Here is an 18,327-nt window from a genome sequence, read left to right as displayed (position 1 = left end):
GGATGTTGGCCTTAATCCGTAGTGTTGCCTCTACCGTTCGAGCGTGAGAGTCAGCCAGCCTTCCTGTTCGCCGGTCCGCGCCAGCTTGAGGCCCTCGGCCTCGTAGGCGGCAGTGACGGCCGGTCCCTGGGCGGTGAGCAGGCCGGACAGCACAACGGTGCCCTTCGGGGCGAGATGGGCCACGACGTCAGGCGCAAGCGCGATCAGCGGTCCGGCCAGGATGTTGGCGACGATCAGGTCATAGGGCGCGCGATCGGCGAGGACGGGATTGCCGAAGCCTTCCGCCGTCGCCGCGTCGATCAGCTCGCCGACGCCGTTCAGCGCCGCGTTCTCGGCGGTGACGCGGGTGGCGATCGGGTCGATGTCGGTGGCGAGCACCGGCTTCCCCCAGGCCTTGGCGATGGCGATGGCGAGCACGCCGGTGCCGGTGCCGAGATCGAGGATGCTCTTGTAGTCGTGGAGCTTGCCGAGCCGGTCGATCTCTTCGAGGCAGCCGGCCGTCGTGCCGTGATGACCGGTGCCGAAGGCTTCGCCGGCCTCGATCTCGATGGCGATGTCGCCCGGCTGGATCTTGTCGCGGTCATGGCTGCCATGGACGAGGAAGCGGCCGGCGCGGACGGGCTTCAGCCCTTCCAGCGACTTGGCGACCCAGTCCTCCTCCGGCAGATCCGAGACGACGAACGGACCGGCATCGGGGCCGAGCACGGCGGCGAGCACGCTTGCCAGCGCCGCCTCGTCGGGCTGATCCTCGAAATAGACGTCGACCGTCCAGCTCTGGTCGGCCTGTTCCGTCGTCGCGGCGGACGGGAAGCCAAGCGCTTCATCCTCGCCGATCGCCTCGATCAGGCGGGTGGCGTCGGATTCCTTGGCAAGGTTGAGGGAGGCGATGAGGGTCAAGCTGGCGAACCTTGTCTGGCGGCGGAGGATGTCTTCATATCCGCCTTGGATCCGAATTGGGAAATGCTTCATGGCCGAAACCGAAATCCGCGTCGATCCCTTTCCGGCCCATGACGACCTAGATCGGCTATGGCGCGGGGCATGGCAACAGCCGGGACCGCGGGATCCCGACGCCATACTGTCGCGCAGCCTCGTCCATCTCGGCGCCTATGACGGCGAAAACCTGGTCGGTTTCGTCAACGTCGCCTGGGATGGCGGCCAGCACGCCTTCCTGCTCGATCCCTGCGTCGATCCCGCTCATCGCCGAGCCGGCCTCGGGACGCTTCTGGTTCGCCGAGCGGCAGAACTGGCGGCGGAGCGCGGGGCCGCCTGGCTACATGTTGATTTCGAGCCGCATCTCGCCGGGTTCTATCGCGACTGCGGCTTCCGGCCGACCGAGGCCGGGCTGATGCGGCTCCAACCCGGCTAGTGCTTGCTCACGAAGCTGTCGACGACCTTCTTCGTGCCGGCCTTCTCGAAGTCGACCGTCAGTTTGTTGCCCTCGATCTCGATGATGGCGCCATAGCCGAACTTCTGATGGAAGACCCTCTCGCCGAGCTTGTAGTTCGAGCCGGAACCGGTTGATTTCGCGACGAGTTCGCCCTCGATCTGGCGTGGTGCCGAGCGGGCATGCGCCTGGGCCGAGGCCTTGTTCGCCTGGGCGCGCTGCCAGCCGGGGGTCGAATAGGTGTTGTTGAAACTGTCGGCGCGGTCGAAGCGGCTGGCCCCGTAATTGCCGTAGCCGCCGACATTGTAGCCACCATAATTCGACGTCTGCTCGATCACCTCGACATGCTTTTCCGGCAGTTCGTCGAGGAAGCGCGACGGCACGTTCGATTGCCAGAGGCCATGGATGCGACGGTTCGAGGCGAACCAGATCATGGCGCGCTGCTTGGCGCGGGTGATGCCGACATAGGCGAGGCGGCGCTCTTCCTCGAGCCCGGCGCGACCGCTCTCGTCGAGCGCGCGCTGGTGCGGGAACAGGCCTTCCTCCCAGCCGGGCAGGAACACGGTCTCGAATTCGAGGCCCTTGGCCGAATGCAGCGTCATGATCGAGACAGCGTCCTGGTTCTCGGCGCTGTCCGTGTCCATGACGAGGGCGATGTGCTCGAGGAAGCCGCCGAGCGACTCGAACGCTTCCATGGAGCGGATCAGTTCCTTGAGGTTTTCCAGCCGGCCCGGCGCGTCGGCGGAGCGGTCCTGCTGCCACATGTCGGTGTAGCCGCTCTCCTCCAGGATCATCTCGGCCAGTTCGCCATGCTTCATCGTCTCGAGCTTCGAGCGCCAGAGCGCGAAGGAGGCGAGCAGGTCGCGCAGCGCGGTGCGCGTCTTGGACGACTTGATCTCCTCGGTGTCGATCAGCTCTTCGGTCGCCTGGATGATCGGAATGTTGCGGGCCCGCGCATGGTCGTGCAGCAGCCGCACCGTCGTCTCGCCGATGCTGCGCTTCGGCACGTTGACGATGCGTTCGAAGGCGAGATCGTCGGCCGGCTGCGCGACGACGCGCAGATAGGCGAGCGCGTCGCGGATTTCCTGCCGCTCGTAGAAGCGCGGGCCGCCGATGACGCGGTAGTTGAGGCCGATCGTGACGAAGCGCTCTTCGAAGGAGCGCATCTGGAACGAGGCGCGCACCAGGATCGCCATGTCGTTGAGCTTGTGGCCCTGGCGCTGCAGGCCCTCGATCTCCTCGCCGATGGCGCGAGCCTCTTCATCGGAATCCCAGGCCGAGGCGACACGGACCCGCGCGGCCTCGGGGTCGACGGCGTCGGTGAACAGCGTCTTGCCGAGCCGGCCTTCATTGTGGGTGATCAGGTGCGAGGCGGCGCCGAGGATGTGCGAGGTCGAGCGATAGTTGCGCTCCAGCTTGATTACGACGGCGCCCGGAAAATCCTTCTCGAAGCGGAGGATGTTGTCGACCTCCGCGCCGCGCCAGCCATAGATCGACTGGTCGTCGTCGCCGACGCAGCAGATGTTCTTGCGGCCCTGCGCCAAAAGGCGCAGCCACAGATATTGCGCGACGTTGGTGTCCTGGTACTCGTCGACCAGCATGTAGTGGAAGCGCTGGTGATAGTCCCGCAGCACATCGGGATGCTCGCGGAAGAGGCGCAGGTTCTCGAGCAGCAGATCGCCGAAATCGCAGGCGTTCAGCGTCTTCAACCGCGCCTGATAGGCGCGGTAGAGCTTGATGCCGCGGCCATCGGCGAAGGATCCGCCATCGCCCGGCGGCACGTCGTCCGGCGTCAGGCCGCGGTTCTTCCAGCTGTCGATCAGATTGGCGAGCTGGCGCGCCGGCCAGCGCTTCTCGTCGATGCCCTCGGCCTGGATCACCTGCTTCATCAGGCGGATCTGGTCGTCGGTGTCGAGAATGGTGAAGTCGGAGCGCAGGCCGACGAGTTCCGCGTGCCGGCGCAGGATCTTGACGCCGATCGAGTGGAACGTGCCAAGCCAGTTCATGCCCTCCACCGAGGGGCCGATCAGCTCGCCGATGCGGTGGCGCATCTCGCGCGCCGCCTTGTTGGTGAAGGTGACGGCGAGGATCTGGCTCGGATAGGCCTTGCCGGTGGCCAGCAGATGCGCGATCCGCGTCGTCAGCACCCGCGTCTTGCCGGTACCGGCGCCGGCGAGGACGAGCACCGGCCCTTCCGTCGTCTCGACTGCCAGGCGCTGTTCGGGATTGAGGCGTGCGACATAGTCGGGGGCGGCCGCCGCCTTGCCGAGCGCGCGCGCAGCGATGCCGCCGGGACGGGGGGCGGGAGCGGAGCTGTCGAAGGGAACGGTCATCTGCGGGGGCGGTCGATTCGATAGGCTGGACATGAGAACAAATATGGACCGTGGAGGCCCTGCATTCCAGCTTCCTACAGAAACAGGCCGACTCTGTCCAAGTGAAGCGGACCTCCCGACGACGCCGGATGAGTTGGCCGCGCGGGCTTTCAGGCGTTAACTGGCGGTCCAGTCCAAGAAGGAGCCTGTCCGATGCGAGTTGCCCTTTACGAGCGTTTTGGTGATCCGGGCGAAGTCCTTGTTTCCGGCGAGCGTCCGTTGCCGGAGCCGGGCGCCGGCGAAATTCGGGTGCGGATGGTGCTGTCGCCCATTCACAATCACGATCTCTGGACCATTCGCGGCACCTATGGCCACAAGCCGCAGCTGCCGGCGATCGGCGGCAGCGAGGCGCTGGGCCGCGTCGAGGCCCTGGGGCCGGGCGTGACGGCGCCGGCGATCGGCCAGCGCGTCGTCGTCACCGGTATCAACGGGGCATGGAGCGAATCTTTCGTGACGCAGGCGGCGCGTGCCGTGCCGCTGCCGGACAGCATCGACGACGAGACCGGCTGTCAGCTGATCGCTATGCCGATCAGCTCCCTGATGCTGCTGGAAGACCTGCAGATCGGTAGCGGTCAGTGGATGATCCAGAACGCCGCCAATGGCGCGGTCGGCAAGATCGTCGCCAAGCTCGCCAAGGCGCGCGGCATCCATGTCGTCAGCCTGGTGCGGCGCGACGCCGGTCTTGCCGAACTGGCCGGGCTCGGCATCGAAAACGGCGTCTCGACCGAGACGGCGGGCTGGGAGGACCGGGTGCAGGCGCTGGTCGGCGGGGCGCCGATCGTGCGGGCCGTCGATTCCGTCGGCGGCAGGGATGGTGGGCGCCTGACAAGCCTGCTGGCCGATGGCGGCCTGCTCATGTCGTTCGGCGCGATGTCGAACGAGCCGCTGGAGATCCGTTCCGGCGACCTGATCTTTCGCCAGATAACGGTCAAGGGCTTCTGGGGCGCCCGGCGCTCGGCGTCGACCGATCGGGCCGAACTGGCGCGCCTCATCGGCGAGCTTATCCGTCTCGCCGCGACTGGTGAACTGAAGCTCGGCATCGACGAGAGCTTCGATTTGTCCGACCCCGCCGCCGCCGCGCGGGCCAGCGCCCGAGCTGGCCGCAGCGGCAAGATCGCGCTGCGTGGTTCGGTATGACCGATCAGCCGGTTCGTCGTCTCAAGCCGGGCGCCGGCGGCCCGCGAAAGGGGGCGAATTAAGCGGCGCATCGGGGCAAATATCTCAGGAAGTCTTTGGCGAGGCAGCAGGGTTTTGCTAGGTTGCCCCCCGACATGGCTTGCGGGCCACGAACCCGTTGGGAGGCTTTTTAGTATGACAGTTTCGGCGCTGCGCAACGAAGATGCGCGTGACGAAGTAGCGTTGGCTGCGGCTCTCGAGATTCTGCAGGAGCGCTTCGGTCAGCGCTTCTCGCGCGGGCTGGAGGTCCGGCGGCAGCATGCCAACACCACGACCTGGCTGCCCAACGAGCCGGCCGATGCGGTCGTGTTCGCCACCTCGACGGAAGAAGTTGCCGACATCGTCAAGATCTGCGCCGCGCATCGCGTGCCGATCATCCCCTTCGGCACCGGCACCTCGCTCGAGGGCCATGTCAACGCGCCGAAGGGCGGCGTGTCGATTGATCTGTCGCAGATGAACAAGATCGTCGCGGTGCATGCCGAGGATCTCGACTGCACGGTCGAGGCGGGCGTCACGCGGATCCAGCTCAACAATCATATTCGCGACCAGGGCCTGTTCTTTCCGATCGACCCCGGCGCCGATGCCAGCCTCGGTGGCATGGCGGCGACACGCGCTTCCGGCACCAATGCCGTGCGCTACGGCACGATGCGCGAGAACGTCGTCCGTCTGACGGCCGTCATGGCCGACGGCTCGATCGTGCGCACCGGCAGCCGCGCCAAGAAGAGCTCGGCCGGCTATGACCTGACCCGCCTTCTGGTCGGCTCGGAAGGCACGCTCGGCATCATCACCGAGGTGACGGTCCGCCTGCACGGCCTGCCGGAATCGGTCGCCGCCGGCGTCTGCTCGTTCCCGACGGTCGAGGATGCCTGCAACGCGGCCATCCTGACGATCCAGAGCGGCATCCCGATCGCCCGCGTCGAACTCGGCGACGCGATGATGATCCGCGCCACCAACGAGTTCGCCAAGCTCGGCCTGCCCGAGACGCCGCATCTGTTCCTCGAGTTCCACGGTTCGCCGGCATCGGTGCTGGAGCAGTCGGAACAGTTCGCGGCGATCGCGCAGGAGTTCGGCGGTGGCGAGTTCGCCTCGGCGACCCGTCCGGAGGATCGCACCAAGCTCTGGCAGGCGCGGCACGATTCCTATTTCGCCGTGAAGGGGCTCCGCCCCGGCGACAACATCCAGAGCGTTTCGACCGACGTCTGCGTGCCGATCTCGAAACTGGCCGAATGCGTTGCCGAGACCAGCGCCGATATCGCGGCCAATGGCCTGATCGGACCGGTCGTCGGCCATGTCGGCGACGGCAATTTCCACACCCAGCTCCTGATCGACATCACCAATCCGGAAGAGATCGCCAAGGCGGAAGCCGTGATCAGCCGGATGAACGAGCGGGCCATCGCTCTGGACGGCACCTGCACCGGCGAACATGGCGTCGGCCAGGGCAAGCGCAAATATCTGATCAAGGAGCATGGCCACGGCCTCGACGTGATGCGCATGATCAAGGCGACGCTCGATCCGCTCGGGATCCTGAACCCGGGCAAGATTCTGCCGGACGCATGACAAGCGGGGCGACCACGCTGAAGCAGGGACCGGCAAGGCGGAGGCTGATCTGAACAGGCTGTACCTGATCATCGGGGGCATCATCATCGCCGTTCTCGTTTCGGCGCTGGTGATTCCTTGGTTCGTCGACTGGAACGCCTTTCGCTCGACCTTCGAGCGCGAGGCGGAGAAGATTCTCGGCCAGCCCGTCACCGTCGCCGGCACGGCTGACGCGTCGCTGCTGCCGATGCCTTCGCTCGTCTTCACCGATGTCCGGGTCGGCGGCACGCCGGACCAGCCGATGATGAAGGTCGACCGGTTCGCAGTCCGGATCGAGCTGATCCCCCTGATCTCCGGCTCGTTCAAGGTGGTCGACATGGCGATCACCCGGCCCCGCCTGCAGGTGAGGGTTGCGGCCGACGGCCGGCCGGACTGGCTGCAGCGCTCCGAGGCGTCGAAGGCGCTCGATCCCGACGCGGTGACGCTGGAAAAGGTCGATATTGCCGACGGCTCGATCGACTATCACGACGAGCGCACAGGCCGCTCGTTGTCGCTCACGGGCATCAATGCCGCCGTCGACGCACGATCGCTGCTCGGTCCCTGGAAGATCGAGGGCGGCCTGGTCGCCGAGGGCGTGCCGACCACGTTCCGCGTCGCCACCGGCCGTCGCGACGCCGACGGCTCGATCCGGGTCAAGATCGAGGCCAATCCCGCCACCGTGCCGGTCGCCTTCTCGGCCGAGGGGCCGCTCGCGCATGACGACAAGGGGCTGACATGGTCGGGCGGGTTCTCGCTCGCCCATGTCGCCGATGACGACGGCAAGCCGAAGACGGTTCCGAGCTGGCGGGCTTCCGGCAGTTTCGAACTGCGGCCGGAACAGCTGAAGCTGCCGGCGTTCACGCTGTCGCAGGGGCCGGAGGATCGGCCCTATAGCCTCACCGGCGCCTCGACCATCGATCTCGGCCCGTCCATGCGGTTCGACGCGGTCCTGAAGGCGCGGCAGCTCGACCTCGACCGCTCGATCGGCAAGGGGCCGAACGAGCCGGCCAACGTCGATATGGCCTCGAAGGCGGTCGTCGCCGCGCTGGCCGAATTGCCGGTGCCGTCGATCCCGGGCCGGATCGGCTTCGATATTCCGGGCATCGTCATCGGCGGCTCGGTGATCCAGAATCTCCGTTTCGACGCGGTCACCGCCGATCAGGGCTGGAAGATCGAGGAACTGGGCGCCGACCTGCCGGGACGGACGCGGCTGGCGGCGGACGGCATCGTCACGACCGCGCCGCAGCCGAGCTTCGAGGGCGCCGTCCGGCTTACTTCCGACCAGCCGGCGGTCTTCGCCGCTTGGTGGCGCGGCGGCAAGATGGCCTCGCGGCCGCAATTGCAGCCTTTCGACATGTCGGGCCAGCTCAATGCGGCGCCCGGATCGTTCCAGGTGTCGGGCATGGCGGCGCGCATGCGCGATTCCAGCGTCCGTGGCAGCCTCGGCTGGCAGCAATCGGCCGTCGATGGTCGCCGCGATCTCGCCGTCGAGCTCAAGGCCAACCGGCTCGATTTTGACCAGCTGGCGTCGCTCGCGGAACTATTCGCCGGCCAGAGCCTGAGCGACGCCGACAGCCTCGCCGACGGCTTCCAGGTCAAGATCTCGACAGGCGAACTCGAAGTCGGCGACATGCTGCTGTCGCAGGTCACGGCCGATGGCAGTTTCGCTAATGGCGTGCTGGTGGCGAACCGGCTTTCGATCGGCGATCTCGCCGGCGCGGCGATTACGGCGAGCGGCCGCGTCGCCGACATCACTGGCGTGCCGAGCGGCCAGATCTCCGCCTCGATCGAGGCCTCCGATCTGGCCGGCACCGCCGGAATGGTCGAACGCTTGCTGCCTGGCTCCGCGCTTTCGCGCTGGTTCAAGTCGACAGCGCCGCTGCTCGGACCAGCCAAGCTGGCGACCGTCATCAATGCGCGCGCCAGCGACAACGTCACCCATGCCAATCTGACCCTGAACGGCACCGCCGGCGGCACGGCGATCGACACCGCGCTCGGCTTCGTCGGTACACCGGCCGGATGGCGCGAGAGCGAATTGAAACTCTCGACCGCCATCGAGAACCCCGATGCCGGGCAGCTGTTGCGCCAGCTCGGCTATCGGGCCCTGCCGCTCGACCAGCCGGGCAGGGCGCGGCTGGAAATCGAGGGCGCCGGCACGCTGGCCGACGGCGCCGCGGCGACGATCAAGGGCGATTTCGCCGGCGTCACCTACGCGACGGATGGCAAGATTGGCGTCGACGCGGCCGGCCTGCCGACCTTCGAGGGCTCCGTGACGGCACATGGCACCGACGCCACGCCCGCGCTGGCGCTGGCCGGACTGACCCTGCCGGGCATTCAGGAAGCCCTGCCAGTCGAAGCGACGACCTCGCTCGATGTGAAGGACGGCGTCGCGACGCTGTTCTTCCGCGACGCGCGGCTTGGGGACGTTCAGGCCAGCGGCTCGATCGACTTCGGTCGCGAGGCGGGGCGCTGGAAGCTGAAGGGCGACGTCGCCGTTGACGAGGCCGATCTGACGCGCGCGACCTCGCTTGCGCTCGGTCTGCCGCAGGACCTTCTCGCCAGCACCGAGAGCCCGTGGTCGAAAACGACGTTTGGCCGGCCCGTTCTCGAGGGTTTCGACGCCGCCTTCCGGCTCTCCGCCGATCGCCTGGAGGTTGGCGACGGCATCGTCGTCACCAATGCGGCGCTGGAGACGAACTTCTCCGGCGATCGGACGGAACTGCGGCTGACGCATGGCGACTTTGCCGGCGGCAAGGCGTCCGGCTCGCTTTCCATCGTCAATCCGGAGGGCGACGCGTCGATCTCCGGACAGGTCGCCGTGACCGGCGCGGCGCTTGCCGATCTGGTCTGGCAGCGCGATGGCCGCTCCGTCGCCGACGGCACGCTCGATATTTCCGGCCAGTTCGAAGGCACGGGCCGCTCGGCCGCCGGTGTCGTCTCGTCGCTGACCGGTGGCGGCTCGCTGAAGGTTGGCGCCGGCTCGGCCCGCTTCGTCAATCCGGAAGCCTTCAGCGCCGTCATCCGCGCCTCGAATGCCGGTCGCGAGATCGGCGAGGCGGAGCTGCGCAAGCTGTTCGCGGGCTATCTCGATGCCGGCACGCTCGCCTTCGACCACATCGAAGGGGCATTCTCGATCGCCGCCGGCACGATCCGGGCCCAGAATCTGGGCGTGACCAGCCCCAGCGCGACCATGGTCGGCGGCGCCACCATCGATCTGAACGCTGAGACGCTCGACAGCCAGTGGACCCTGACAATCGATCCGGGCGAAGACCGGGTGAGTGGCGCGGTGCCGCAGGTCGGCCTCGTCTTCTCCGGTCCGCTCGCCGAGCCGACCCGCCAGATCGACGTCGCGCCGCTCGCCGGCTTCCTGTCGGTGCGCGCCTTCGAGCGCGAGGTCGAACGGATCGAGAAGCTGCAGGCGGAGATCGTCGAGAAGGAGAAGCTCAGCCGACTGGTCCGCGTCGCCCGCGAGGACGACGAGCGCCGGGCCGAAGCGGCGCGCAAGGCCGAAGAGGCACGGCAGGCGGAAGAGGCGGCGGCCGAGCAAGCCCGGCAGGCGGCGGAGCAGGCGGCCAAGCAAGCGGCGGAGCAGGCCGCGGCGGATGCGGCGGCGGCGAAGAAGGCGGAGGCCGCCCGAAAGGCGGAGGCGGCCCGGTTGCAGAAGGAAGAGCAGGCCAAGCGCGCCGCGAGCCAGGCGGCCGAACAACGGCAGCTCGACTTCACCAACGGGATTGAATCGCTTCTCAAGGGCTTCGACGAGCCCGCGCCGCGGCCGCAGGCCAGACCGCAGCAGCCCTTGCAGTTGCCGTCCCAGGGGGCCGATCCGGGCGCGCCGATGGTGCTGATGCCGCCGGCGTCTATTCCGAACTGACGGCGGCCGTTTCCGTGCCGATGGCTCGTTCCAGCTTCGCCTGGTACCAGGCGAGGACGGCGAGGCGGATGGCCGACGAGAGATTGGTCTCGGCCTTGCGTTCGCCGTCGATGGTGGCGATTAGCCCGGCAAGGCTCTGACCGCGCGTCGCTGCGATCATCCGCAGCGCCTGCCAGAACGGTTCTTCGATCGAAATGGATGTCTGATGGCCGGCGATCGAGACCGAGCGCTTCTTCATGCGACGGTCGGATCGGTTTCGTCGTCGCGCCGATGCTCGTCGACATGGCGGCGAGCCTTCTCGGCCGCGATGCGGTCCAGGGCTCGCTCGGCCCGGGTCCGACCGAACCGAACGCGGTTTTCCTCGGCTAGCGAGGCCTTCTCGCGTCGCGCCTTTTCCTTGCGGATGCGGTTCAGATTGATGATCTCAGCGGTCATGGCAACCCTCCTTGAAACCCGGGGCCATCTTCGCCGCGTGCGGTGGCGGCGCGATGGGACCGTCGCAGACCGGAGTCACGATCGCGCTGTCCCCTGACCGTCGGGCGGCAGACGCATCCTCGTCCTCCATGCCACTATCAGGGCGCATGGAGGACGAATTGTCCAGATCCGTAGTGTGACGGAGGCCTCGCCCATTAGTTCGGGTGGATCATGTCCTCGGGACGGACGATCGCGTCGAACTCCTCGGTCGTCACATAGCCGCCGCCGACGGCCTCCTCGCGCAGGGTGGTGCCGTTCTTGTGCGCGGTCTTGGCGATCTTGGCGGCGTTGTCGTAGCCGATCTTCGGCGCCAGCGCGGTGACGAGCATCAGCGAGCGCTCGACGCCCGACTGGATGTTGTCGAGGCGGGGCTCGATGCCGACCACGCAATTGTCGGTGAAGGAAACGGCCGCGTCTGCGAGGATGCGCACCGACTGGATGAAGTTGTAGGCCATGACCGGGTTGTAGACGTTGAGCTCGAAATGGCCCTGGCTGCCGGCGAAGGTGAGGGCGGCATTATTGCCGAACACCTGGACGCAGACCTGCGTCAGCGCCTCGCACTGGGTCGGATTGACCTTGCCTGGCATGATCGACGAGCCCGGCTCGTTCTCCGGCAGCGACAGCTCGCCGAGGCCGGCGCGCGGGCCGGAGCCGAGCAGGCGGATGTCGTTGGCGATCTTGAACAGCGAGGCGGCGACCGTGTTGATCGCGCCATGCGAGAACACCATCGCGTCATGGGCGGCGAGCGCCTCGAACTTGTTCGGCGCCGAGGTGAAGGGGAGGCCGGTGATCGTGGCGATCGTGGCGGCGACTTCCTCGGCGAAGCCGATCGGCGCGTTGAGGCCGGTGCCGACCGCCGTGCCGCCCTGGGCGAGCTGCATCAGGTCCGGCAGCGTCATCTCGATGCGCTTGATGCCGTTCTCGACCTGCTGGGCGTAGCCAGAGAATTCCTGGCCGAGCGTCAGCGGCGTCGCGTCCTGGGTATGGGTGCGGCCGATCTTGACGATGGCAGCCCAATCCTTGGCCTTGGCGTCGAGGGCGGCATGCAGGTGCTTCAGCGCCGGCAGCAGGCGGTGGACGATTTCCTCGGCCGAGGCGATGTGCATCGCCGTCGGATAGGTGTCGTTCGACGACTGGCTCATGTTGACGTGGTCGTTCGGGTGGACGGGCTTCTTGGAGCCCATCACGCCGCCCATCATCTCGATGGCGCGGTTGGAGACCACTTCGTTGGCATTCATGTTCGACTGCGTGCCGGAGCCTGTCTGCCAGACGACGAGCGGGAAGTGGTCGTCGAGCTTGCCGTCGATGACTTCCTGTGCGGCTGCGACGATGCCGTTGGCGATTTCCCGGTCAAGCCGGCCGAGCTTGGCGTTCACTTCCGCCGCGGCGCGCTTGATGATGCCGAGCGCCCGCACGATCGGCAGCGGCTGCTTCTCGAGGCCGATCTTGAAATTGCCGAGCGAACGCTGCGCCTGGGCGCCCCAATAGCGGTCGCTGGCCACTTCGATCGGGCCAAAAGTATCCGTTTCGATGCGGGTCGTCGTCATAGTCAGCCTTTCCCAGCCGCTGGCGCGGCATCGTTCAGTGAGCAGTCCGGGAGGGGATTAGCTCTTCTTGCGAAACGCGTCGAGCCGCACGACTTCGGCGGCGGGCTTTTCGCCCGGTTCGGCAGCGGGAGCTTCTTCCGTGCGCTCCGGCGTATCGAGGACGAGCGGCGACGTCTCGACGTCCTCCATCTCGGCGCTGTGTTCCAGGACCTCTTCGTCGGCCGGCGCGGTCTCGAACTGCAGGCCGAACTGCACCGAGGGGTCGACGAAGGACTTGAGCGCCGTGAACGGAATCAGCAGCCGCTCCGGCACGCCCTTGAACGACAGGCCGATCTCGAAGGCGTGCTCCGTCACCGAGAGATCCCAGTACTGGTGCTGGATGATGATGGTCATCTCTTCGGGGTAGTCGGTCATCAACCGGGTCGAGACACGTACCCCGGGAGCCCGGGTCTCGAAGGTGATGTAGAAATGGTGGTCCCCGGGCAGGCCCGTTTTGGCCACTTCGGCCAGAACTTTGCGCACGACGCCGCGCAGCGCGTCCTGGGCCAGAATGTCGTAGCGGATCAGATCTTCGGCCATGAAAGGCGACTACCCAGAATCAATGCGGACGGGGTCGAGACAGGCACCCGGTGCGGCAAAGCCGCGGACCCGCGCTAAAATCGGCTCCCTGACGAGCCTTGTTGTCCGAAAACTCGATCTCCGGCCGTGAGAAGTCAAGCGCAGGCCGAGCTGCTTCTTGGAAAAGGTGCAAGCGGGCGCCTGGCTTGCCGCTTTTCCAGCTCGACTTGCCGCTTTTCCAGGTCGAACGGCTCCTAGCACAACGGCTCACGCCGACGAGGCAGCAGAAGACAAAACGGGCTCTGAAGGGGAAGAAGTGGAGGCTTCTGTTGCCAGGTGCCTCCGGACCCCGCCTACACGGTGCTACCCGTAAGGACTTTTATTTCGGTTCCGGCACCGCTTACGCGGCGACAGCGACCGGAGCATAGTTGTCATTTGCAACTACAGATTTGGTCCGATAACGGCGGTACCATGCCGAGCGAAAGAACACCCTTTACGCCCTCGTCGATCCTATTTCGCCCCCGCCGAAAACCATCCTTCCGGATGGGCTTGGGTGGAGGCGCCGGGTACCGCCCCCGGGTCCGATGGGTTTATTTCGATGACAGTTTATCGCCATAGCCGGCTTGCACCGGCACCTGACATATAGGCGATCGAAACCGCCGTGAAAAGGGTTCGAAGCGCCGTCAGACCGCCCGGAGCTCAGATGCGCACCGATTAGGCCGGGATTGCCGCCTCCTGCATCGAGACGGGGGCGGAAGTGACATTGACGACAATGTGGGTTGACGTCGGGCGATTTGTCGCTCATTAATGTGCCAACCATTACAAAATTATCGTGGCGCTGCGGCCGCGTCGGTATCCAATTCCCATCGATGATCCTGATATCGCAACGGCACGGCCGTTCGGCGGAGGTCGGGTCGTCGCTTTCATGGTGTCCCAAATGTCTTCTTCCATCCTGCGCTATGCCGTGGTTCTCGGCCTTCTGAGCGCGATCGGCCCGTTCGCCATCGACATGTATCTGCCGGCGCTGCCGGCGATCGGCCAGGATCTCAGCGCGACCACCGGCGCGGTGCAGATGAGCCTGATGGCCTTCTTCATCTCGGTCGGTCTCGGCCAGCTCATCTACGGGCCCGTCGCCGATATGGTCGGCCGCAAGCCGCCGCTCTATTTCGGCCTCGCCCTGTTCGCGCTGGGCAGCATCGGCTGCGCGCTGGCGCCGACGGTCGAGACGCTGATCGCCTTTCGCTTCGTCCAGGGCCTCGGCGCCTGCGCCGGCATGGTCGTGCCGCGGGCAGTCGTGCGCGATCTGCACACCGGCAACGAGGCGGCGCGCCTGATGTCGCTCTTGATGCTCGTCTTCAGCATCTCGCCGATCCTGGCGCCGCTCGCCGGCAGCGCCGTCACGGCATTCGCCTCCTGGCGCGCGATCTTCTGGATCGTGATGGTGGCGGCACTGCTCGGCATCGCCTTGCTGGCGCTGGCGCTGGACGAGACGCGGCCGCCCGAGCAGCGGGTCGAAAGCGGCGTCGGCAGTGCCCTGGCCGGCTATTGGCTGCTGCTGCGCGACCGTCACTTCCTCGGGCTCGTCTTCATCGGGGCGTTCGGCATCTCCAGCTTCTTCGCCTATCTGGCGAACTCATCCTTCGTGCTGATCGAGCACTATGGCCTGACGCCGACGCAGTACAGCCTCGCCTTCTCGGTTAACGCGGTGTCGTTCTTCGGCTTCTCGCAGTTGAACGGCCGGCTTGGCGGGATGTTCGGCCTGAAGCGGGTTATGCGCGTCGCGGTCACGGGATTCGCCGTGTCCGTCGTCGCCCTGTTCCTGCTTATGGCGTCGGGCATTGACGGGTTGGCCGTGCTGATCGGCGTACTCTTCGTCGCCAACGGCTTCCTCGGCCTCGTCATTCCGACATCGGCCGTGCTGGCGCTGGACGAGCATGGCGAGATCGCCGGCACCGCGTCGGCGTTGATGGGAACGCTGCAGATGGTGACCGGCGCCGTCGTCATGGCCGTCGTCGGCCTGTTCCTGGACGGCACCGCGCTGCCGATGGTGGCCGGAATCGCTGCCTGTGGCGTCATCGCCTTCACGCTGGCGCAGCTGACGCTGGGTCGCCGCGGGCGCGTCGTGGCCGCGCCAGCCGAATAGGCCGGCGCGAAAGCGCTATTGCAGCGTGCTGAAGGCCCTTAGGATCCAGAACACCTGGAATGCCAGCGCCAAAATGGCGATCGTCAGATGGAAGCGCCTGTCGCTGATAAACATCGCGATGATCGCCACCCCGGCATAGATCACGTTTCGAGCCGGGTAGATGAAGCCAAAGGAATGGAAGTGGGCGCTGCCCTTGATGGCGGTGTCGACGAGATCGACGACGAAGATGACGGCGATCAACCCGTAGAACCACTTACGACGCGACATGAAATAGTCGGCGTAGCCCGAATATTCCGCCATGCTGTCCGGGAACAGGATGGCGCAGAGCAGGAAATAGAGGCTCGCATAGACGATGATGAAAATATAGAGCTCGAAAGTCCACGTATGGACCGAGGCGAGATAGAACTCGAACCACCAGAAATGCACGACGCAGAGGAACGTGAACGCGACCCAGATCAGATGCGTGGCATAGACCGGGTTGCGCAGCGGATGCTGGGCGAAGCGACTGACGCCGCTCAGAAGCCGCGAGACGCTCAGCCCCAGGATGATGCCGATGATGACGCGGACGTGCAGGTAGACGTCTGGGTTCGAGATGGTCTGAGACATGCCACGTTCCTGGTCCCCGACGGTAGGGGCGGATGCTCCCGGACCGTTTGCCCAGGCTCGACACCGCCCACCGCCAGTTGAGCTCAGAGCGGGGATTTCTGCAAACTCGATCCGCGATCCCGGCCGTTGTATGGTCGCGAAAACATCGAATCTCGGTTGGACGATCCATGCGCCAGTATCTCGATCTCATGCAGCATGTGCTGGACACCGGCGTCCGCAAGGAGGACCGCACCGGCACGGGGACGATCTCCGTGTTCGGCTACCAGATGCGTTTCGACCTGGCCGACGGCTTTCCGCTGGTGACGACGAAGAAGGCGCATCTGCGCTCGATCATCCACGAGCTGCTCTGGTTCATCGCCGGCGATACCAACATCCGCTACCTGAAGGAAAACGGCGTTTCGATCTGGGATGAATGGGCGGACGAGAATGGCGATCTCGGCCCCGTCTACGGTGCCCAGTGGCGCTCCTGGCCGGCGCCGGACGGGCGCACCATCGACCAGCTCTCGAACGTCATCGAGATGATCCGCACCAAGCCGGATTCGCGTCGCCTGATCGTCTCGGCCTGGAACCCGGCGCTCGTCGACGACATGGCGCTGCCGCCCTGCCATAGCCTGTTCCAGTTCTACGTCGCCGAGGGGCGGCTTTCCTGTCAGCTCTACCAGCGCTCGGCCGACATTTTCCTTGGCGTGCCGTTCAACATCGCCTCCTATGCGCTGCTAACGATGATGGTGGCGCAGGTGACGGGCCTGAAGCCGGGCGATTTCGTCCACACCTTCGGCGACGCCCATCTCTATTCGAACCATCTCGAGCAGGCGAGATTGCAGCTCTCGCGCGCGCCAAAACCGCTGCCGACGATGAAGCTCAACCCGGCCATCCAGCGGATCGAGGATTTCCGCTTCGAGGATTTCGAGCTCGTGGGCTACGATCCCCATCCGGCCATCAAGGCGCCGATCGCGGTCTAGCCGGCGTCCCGAGTGGCCGGTCGGCGCCCCATTGGTTTGGCAGGGGCCGGCTCGCCCCGGTTTCGTCCTCTGGCAGGAGCTTGTCCCGTATGCGCGCCGCACCGATCACCTGCCTCGCTTTGCTGCTCGCCGCGGCGTCCGTCGCCACCGCGCGGGCGAATGATTCGACCGCGGCGCTGTCGACCGGCGGCCTCGTCTATGTCCTGACCGAGGACATCGAGATGCAGTCGGAGGATCTGTTCATCTCGCTGGACGAGGTCCGGGTCCGCTACACCTTCGAGAACCATGCCGACCACGATGTGACGACGCTGGTCGCTTTCCCGATGCCGGACATCCAGGGCAGCATCGACTTCATGGTCTCGGTGCCGGTCGACGACCCCGTCAACTTCCTCGGTTTCAAGACCCTGGTCGACGGCAAGCCGGTCGAGACGAAGGTGCAGCAGCGAGCCTCCTCGCTCGGCATCGACCAGACGGAGCTGCTGACCTCTCTCGGCGTGCCGCTGGCACTGCATCTCGACGGCACGCGCAAAGCTCTCGATGCGCTACCGCAGGCTGACAAGGATAATCTGGTCCAGCTCGGCCTCGCGGCGATCGACGAATATGACAATGACGGCAACGGGATGGTGAAGCATCTGGCGCCGAACTGGCTGCTGTCGACCGCCTTCTATCGCGAGCAGACCTTTCCGGCCGGCAAGCGCCTCGTCGTCGAGCACAGCTACAAGCCGAGCGTCGGCCAGAGCGCGGACGTGTCGTTCGTCGCGCCCGAGGCGCAGTCCGAGCCGTGGTTCGAGCTCTATCGCCAGAAATACTGCATGGATGACGCGTTCCTGAAGGCGGCACGGGCCGGCAACCTGCCGGATGGCGGCAACAGCCTGTTCGAGAACCGCATTTCCTACGTCCTGCGCACCGGCAGCAACTGGGCGGGCCCGATCGCCAAGTTCCGCCTGGTTGTCGACAAGGGCTCGCCCAAGAACCTCGTCTCCTTCTGCGCCGACGGCGTCAAGAAGATCAGCCCGACGCAGTTCGAGGTGGTGAAGACCGATTTCGAGCCGCAGCAGGATCTCGACATCATGATCCTCGTGCCGCGCGAGCCATGACGCTCGCCGAAGGAATGGAATGACCATGGACCTTGTCATCCGCGCCGCCGTTCCGGGCGATGCGCCGCTCGTGCTCGAATTCGTGCGCGCGCTCGCCGACTATGAGAAGCTCGCGCATGAGGTCGAGGCGGACGCCGCTGCGATGGACGCGGCGCTGTTCGGGCCGGAACCGAGGGTGTTCTGCGAGATCGCCGAATGGCGGGGCGAAGCCGCCGGTTTCGCGCTCTGGTACTACACCTTCTCGACCTTTCAGGGCCGGCACGGTCTTTATCTCGAGGATCTGTTCGTCAAGCCGGACTATCGCGGCGATGGCATCGGCAAGGCGCTGCTTCGAAGCCTTGCCGGGCGTTGCGTCGCCGAGGGACTCGGCCGTTACGAATGGTCGGTGCTCGACTGGAACGCGCCGTCGATCGCGTTCTACGAGGCGCAGGGCGCGCGCATTTTGCCCGAGTGGCAGCGCTGCAGGGTTGAGGGCGAAGCCCTGAATCGCCTGGGAGCAACATTTCCTGCACGCGAGAGGGTTGGCGAAACGGCCCCCTGATCCGTATATGCAGGAACTAGA

Annotated in this window: 15 protein-coding genes and 1 other RNA gene; 8 read left to right on the top strand and 8 right to left on the bottom strand. The window is 66.0% G+C overall.

Annotated elements, in window-relative coordinates:
• Positions 1-30: 30 nt before the first annotated feature.
• On the bottom strand, positions 31-969 hold the full coding sequence (locus G342_RS0112575) for a 50S ribosomal protein L11 methyltransferase (protein WP_018183502.1): 939 nt from the start codon (positions 967-969) through the stop codon (positions 31-33).
• On the opposite strand from G342_RS0112575, the gene G342_RS0112570 reads away from it, so the two are divergent.
• Positions 968-1,366, top strand: coding sequence for a GNAT family N-acetyltransferase (locus G342_RS0112570; protein WP_018183501.1), 399 nt, complete (start codon positions 968-970; stop codon positions 1,364-1,366). The genes G342_RS0112575 and G342_RS0112570 overlap by 2 nt on opposite strands.
• On the opposite strand, the gene G342_RS0112565 is transcribed toward G342_RS0112570, so the two are convergent.
• The gene (locus tag G342_RS0112565; protein ID WP_018183500.1) at positions 1,363-3,717 is read right to left on the bottom strand and encodes an ATP-dependent helicase; all 2,355 of its coding nucleotides are present in this window, start codon (positions 3,715-3,717) and stop codon (positions 1,363-1,365) included. The genes G342_RS0112570 and G342_RS0112565 overlap by 4 nt on opposite strands.
• Before the next feature lie 192 nt (positions 3,718-3,909).
• Between G342_RS0112565 and G342_RS0112560 the strand changes: the two genes are divergently transcribed.
• The 3 genes from G342_RS0112560 (at position 3,910) to G342_RS25310 (ending at position 10,378) form a co-directional block, all read left to right on the top strand.
• A complete protein-coding gene (locus tag G342_RS0112560) occupies positions 3,910-4,893 on the top strand; it encodes a zinc-binding dehydrogenase (protein ID WP_018183499.1) in 984 nt (327 codons plus the stop codon).
• 174 nt (positions 4,894-5,067) lie between these two features.
• The gene (locus G342_RS0112555; RefSeq protein WP_018183498.1) at positions 5,068-6,489 is read left to right on the top strand and encodes an FAD-binding oxidoreductase; all 1,422 of its coding nucleotides are present in this window, start codon (positions 5,068-5,070) and stop codon (positions 6,487-6,489) included.
• Positions 6,490-6,538: 49 nt separating this feature from the next.
• Positions 6,539-10,378 (top strand): AsmA family protein, encoded by a 3,840-nt coding sequence (locus G342_RS25310; RefSeq protein WP_342665168.1) that lies wholly within the window; start codon positions 6,539-6,541, stop codon positions 10,376-10,378.
• Here the strand turns inward: G342_RS25310 and G342_RS24045 are convergent.
• From G342_RS24045 to ssrA, 5 genes are all read right to left on the bottom strand, one after another.
• A complete protein-coding gene (locus tag G342_RS24045) occupies positions 10,365-10,616 on the bottom strand; it encodes a ribbon-helix-helix domain-containing protein (RefSeq protein ID WP_018183496.1) in 252 nt (83 codons plus the stop codon). The two genes, G342_RS25310 and G342_RS24045, sit on opposite strands and share 14 nt — an antisense overlap.
• Entirely contained in the window at positions 10,613-10,813 is a 201-nt protein-coding gene (locus tag G342_RS0112540; RefSeq protein ID WP_018183495.1) for a DUF4169 family protein, read from the bottom strand. Before G342_RS0112540 ends, G342_RS24045 begins: the two co-directional genes overlap by 4 nt.
• A gap of 194 nt (positions 10,814-11,007) precedes the next feature.
• Positions 11,008-12,399 (bottom strand): class II fumarate hydratase, encoded by a 1,392-nt coding sequence (gene fumC / locus G342_RS0112535; RefSeq protein ID WP_018183494.1) that lies wholly within the window; start codon positions 12,397-12,399, stop codon positions 11,008-11,010.
• A gap of 57 nt (positions 12,400-12,456) precedes the next feature.
• Positions 12,457-12,978, bottom strand: a complete 522-nt coding sequence (locus G342_RS0112530; protein WP_018183493.1) for an SspB family protein — start codon at positions 12,976-12,978, stop codon at positions 12,457-12,459.
• Positions 12,979-13,272: 294 nt separating this feature from the next.
• Positions 13,273-13,629, bottom strand: a transfer-messenger RNA (tmRNA) gene (gene ssrA / locus G342_RS25715).
• 265 nt (positions 13,630-13,894) lie between these two features.
• Here ssrA and G342_RS0112525 point away from each other — a divergent pair.
• Positions 13,895-15,100 carry a multidrug effflux MFS transporter gene (locus tag G342_RS0112525; protein ID WP_018183492.1) on the top strand — a complete coding sequence of 402 codons (1,206 nt, stop codon included), beginning with the start codon at positions 13,895-13,897 and terminating at the stop codon, positions 15,098-15,100.
• Between the two features lie 15 nt (positions 15,101-15,115).
• Here the strand turns inward: G342_RS0112525 and G342_RS0112520 are convergent, their stop codons facing one another.
• Entirely contained in the window at positions 15,116-15,706 is a 591-nt protein-coding gene (locus tag G342_RS0112520) for a hypothetical protein (RefSeq protein WP_018183491.1), read from the bottom strand.
• Between the two features lie 167 nt (positions 15,707-15,873).
• On the opposite strand from G342_RS0112520, the gene G342_RS0112515 reads away from it, so the two are divergent.
• From G342_RS0112515 to G342_RS0112505, 3 genes are all read left to right on the top strand, one after another.
• Positions 15,874-16,668, top strand: a complete 795-nt coding sequence (locus tag G342_RS0112515) for a thymidylate synthase (RefSeq protein ID WP_018183490.1) — start codon at positions 15,874-15,876, stop codon at positions 16,666-16,668.
• Positions 16,669-16,757: 89 nt separating this feature from the next.
• A complete protein-coding gene (locus tag G342_RS0112510) occupies positions 16,758-17,765 on the top strand; it encodes a DUF4424 domain-containing protein (RefSeq protein WP_018183489.1) in 1,008 nt (335 codons plus the stop codon).
• 25 nt (positions 17,766-17,790) lie between these two features.
• A complete protein-coding gene (locus G342_RS0112505; RefSeq protein ID WP_051094244.1) occupies positions 17,791-18,306 on the top strand; it encodes a GNAT family N-acetyltransferase in 516 nt (171 codons plus the stop codon).
• Positions 18,307-18,327: the final 21 nt, after the last annotated feature.

This window comes from Kaistia granuli DSM 23481 (genome assembly GCF_000380505.1).
Taxonomy (GTDB): Bacteria; Pseudomonadota; Alphaproteobacteria; order Rhizobiales; family Kaistiaceae; genus Kaistia; species Kaistia granuli.
Note: the sequence above shows the minus strand (reverse complement) of the source record. Positions and strands in the feature narration are given on the sequence as shown.

What these genes read in the sequence shown, in the direction of transcription:
- G342_RS0112570 (WP_018183501.1), top strand. Translation starts at nt 968, where the DNA reads ATGGCCGAAACCGAAATCCGCGTCGATCCCTTTCCGGCCCATGACGAC.
- G342_RS0112575 (WP_018183502.1), bottom strand. Translation starts at nt 969, where the DNA reads ATGAAGCATTTCCCAATTCGGATCCAAGGCGGATATGAAGACATCCTC.
- G342_RS0112565 (WP_018183500.1), bottom strand. Translation starts at nt 3,717, where the DNA reads ATGACCGTTCCCTTCGACAGCTCCGCTCCCGCCCCCCGTCCCGGCGGC.
- G342_RS0112560 (WP_018183499.1), top strand. Translation starts at nt 3,910, where the DNA reads ATGCGAGTTGCCCTTTACGAGCGTTTTGGTGATCCGGGCGAAGTCCTT.
- G342_RS0112555 (WP_018183498.1), top strand. Translation starts at nt 5,068, where the DNA reads ATGACAGTTTCGGCGCTGCGCAACGAAGATGCGCGTGACGAAGTAGCG.
- G342_RS24045 (WP_018183496.1), bottom strand. Translation starts at nt 10,616, where the DNA reads ATGAAGAAGCGCTCGGTCTCGATCGCCGGCCATCAGACATCCATTTCG.
- G342_RS0112540 (WP_018183495.1), bottom strand. Translation starts at nt 10,813, where the DNA reads ATGACCGCTGAGATCATCAATCTGAACCGCATCCGCAAGGAAAAGGCG.
- fumC (WP_018183494.1), bottom strand. Translation starts at nt 12,399, where the DNA reads ATGACGACGACCCGCATCGAAACGGATACTTTTGGCCCGATCGAAGTG.
- G342_RS0112530 (WP_018183493.1), bottom strand. Translation starts at nt 12,978, where the DNA reads ATGGCCGAAGATCTGATCCGCTACGACATTCTGGCCCAGGACGCGCTG.
- G342_RS0112525 (WP_018183492.1), top strand. Translation starts at nt 13,895, where the DNA reads ATGTCTTCTTCCATCCTGCGCTATGCCGTGGTTCTCGGCCTTCTGAGC.
- G342_RS0112520 (WP_018183491.1), bottom strand. Translation starts at nt 15,706, where the DNA reads ATGTCTCAGACCATCTCGAACCCAGACGTCTACCTGCACGTCCGCGTC.
- G342_RS0112515 (WP_018183490.1), top strand. Translation starts at nt 15,874, where the DNA reads ATGCGCCAGTATCTCGATCTCATGCAGCATGTGCTGGACACCGGCGTC.
- G342_RS0112510 (WP_018183489.1), top strand. Translation starts at nt 16,758, where the DNA reads ATGCGCGCCGCACCGATCACCTGCCTCGCTTTGCTGCTCGCCGCGGCG.
- G342_RS0112505 (WP_051094244.1), top strand. Translation starts at nt 17,791, where the DNA reads ATGGACCTTGTCATCCGCGCCGCCGTTCCGGGCGATGCGCCGCTCGTG.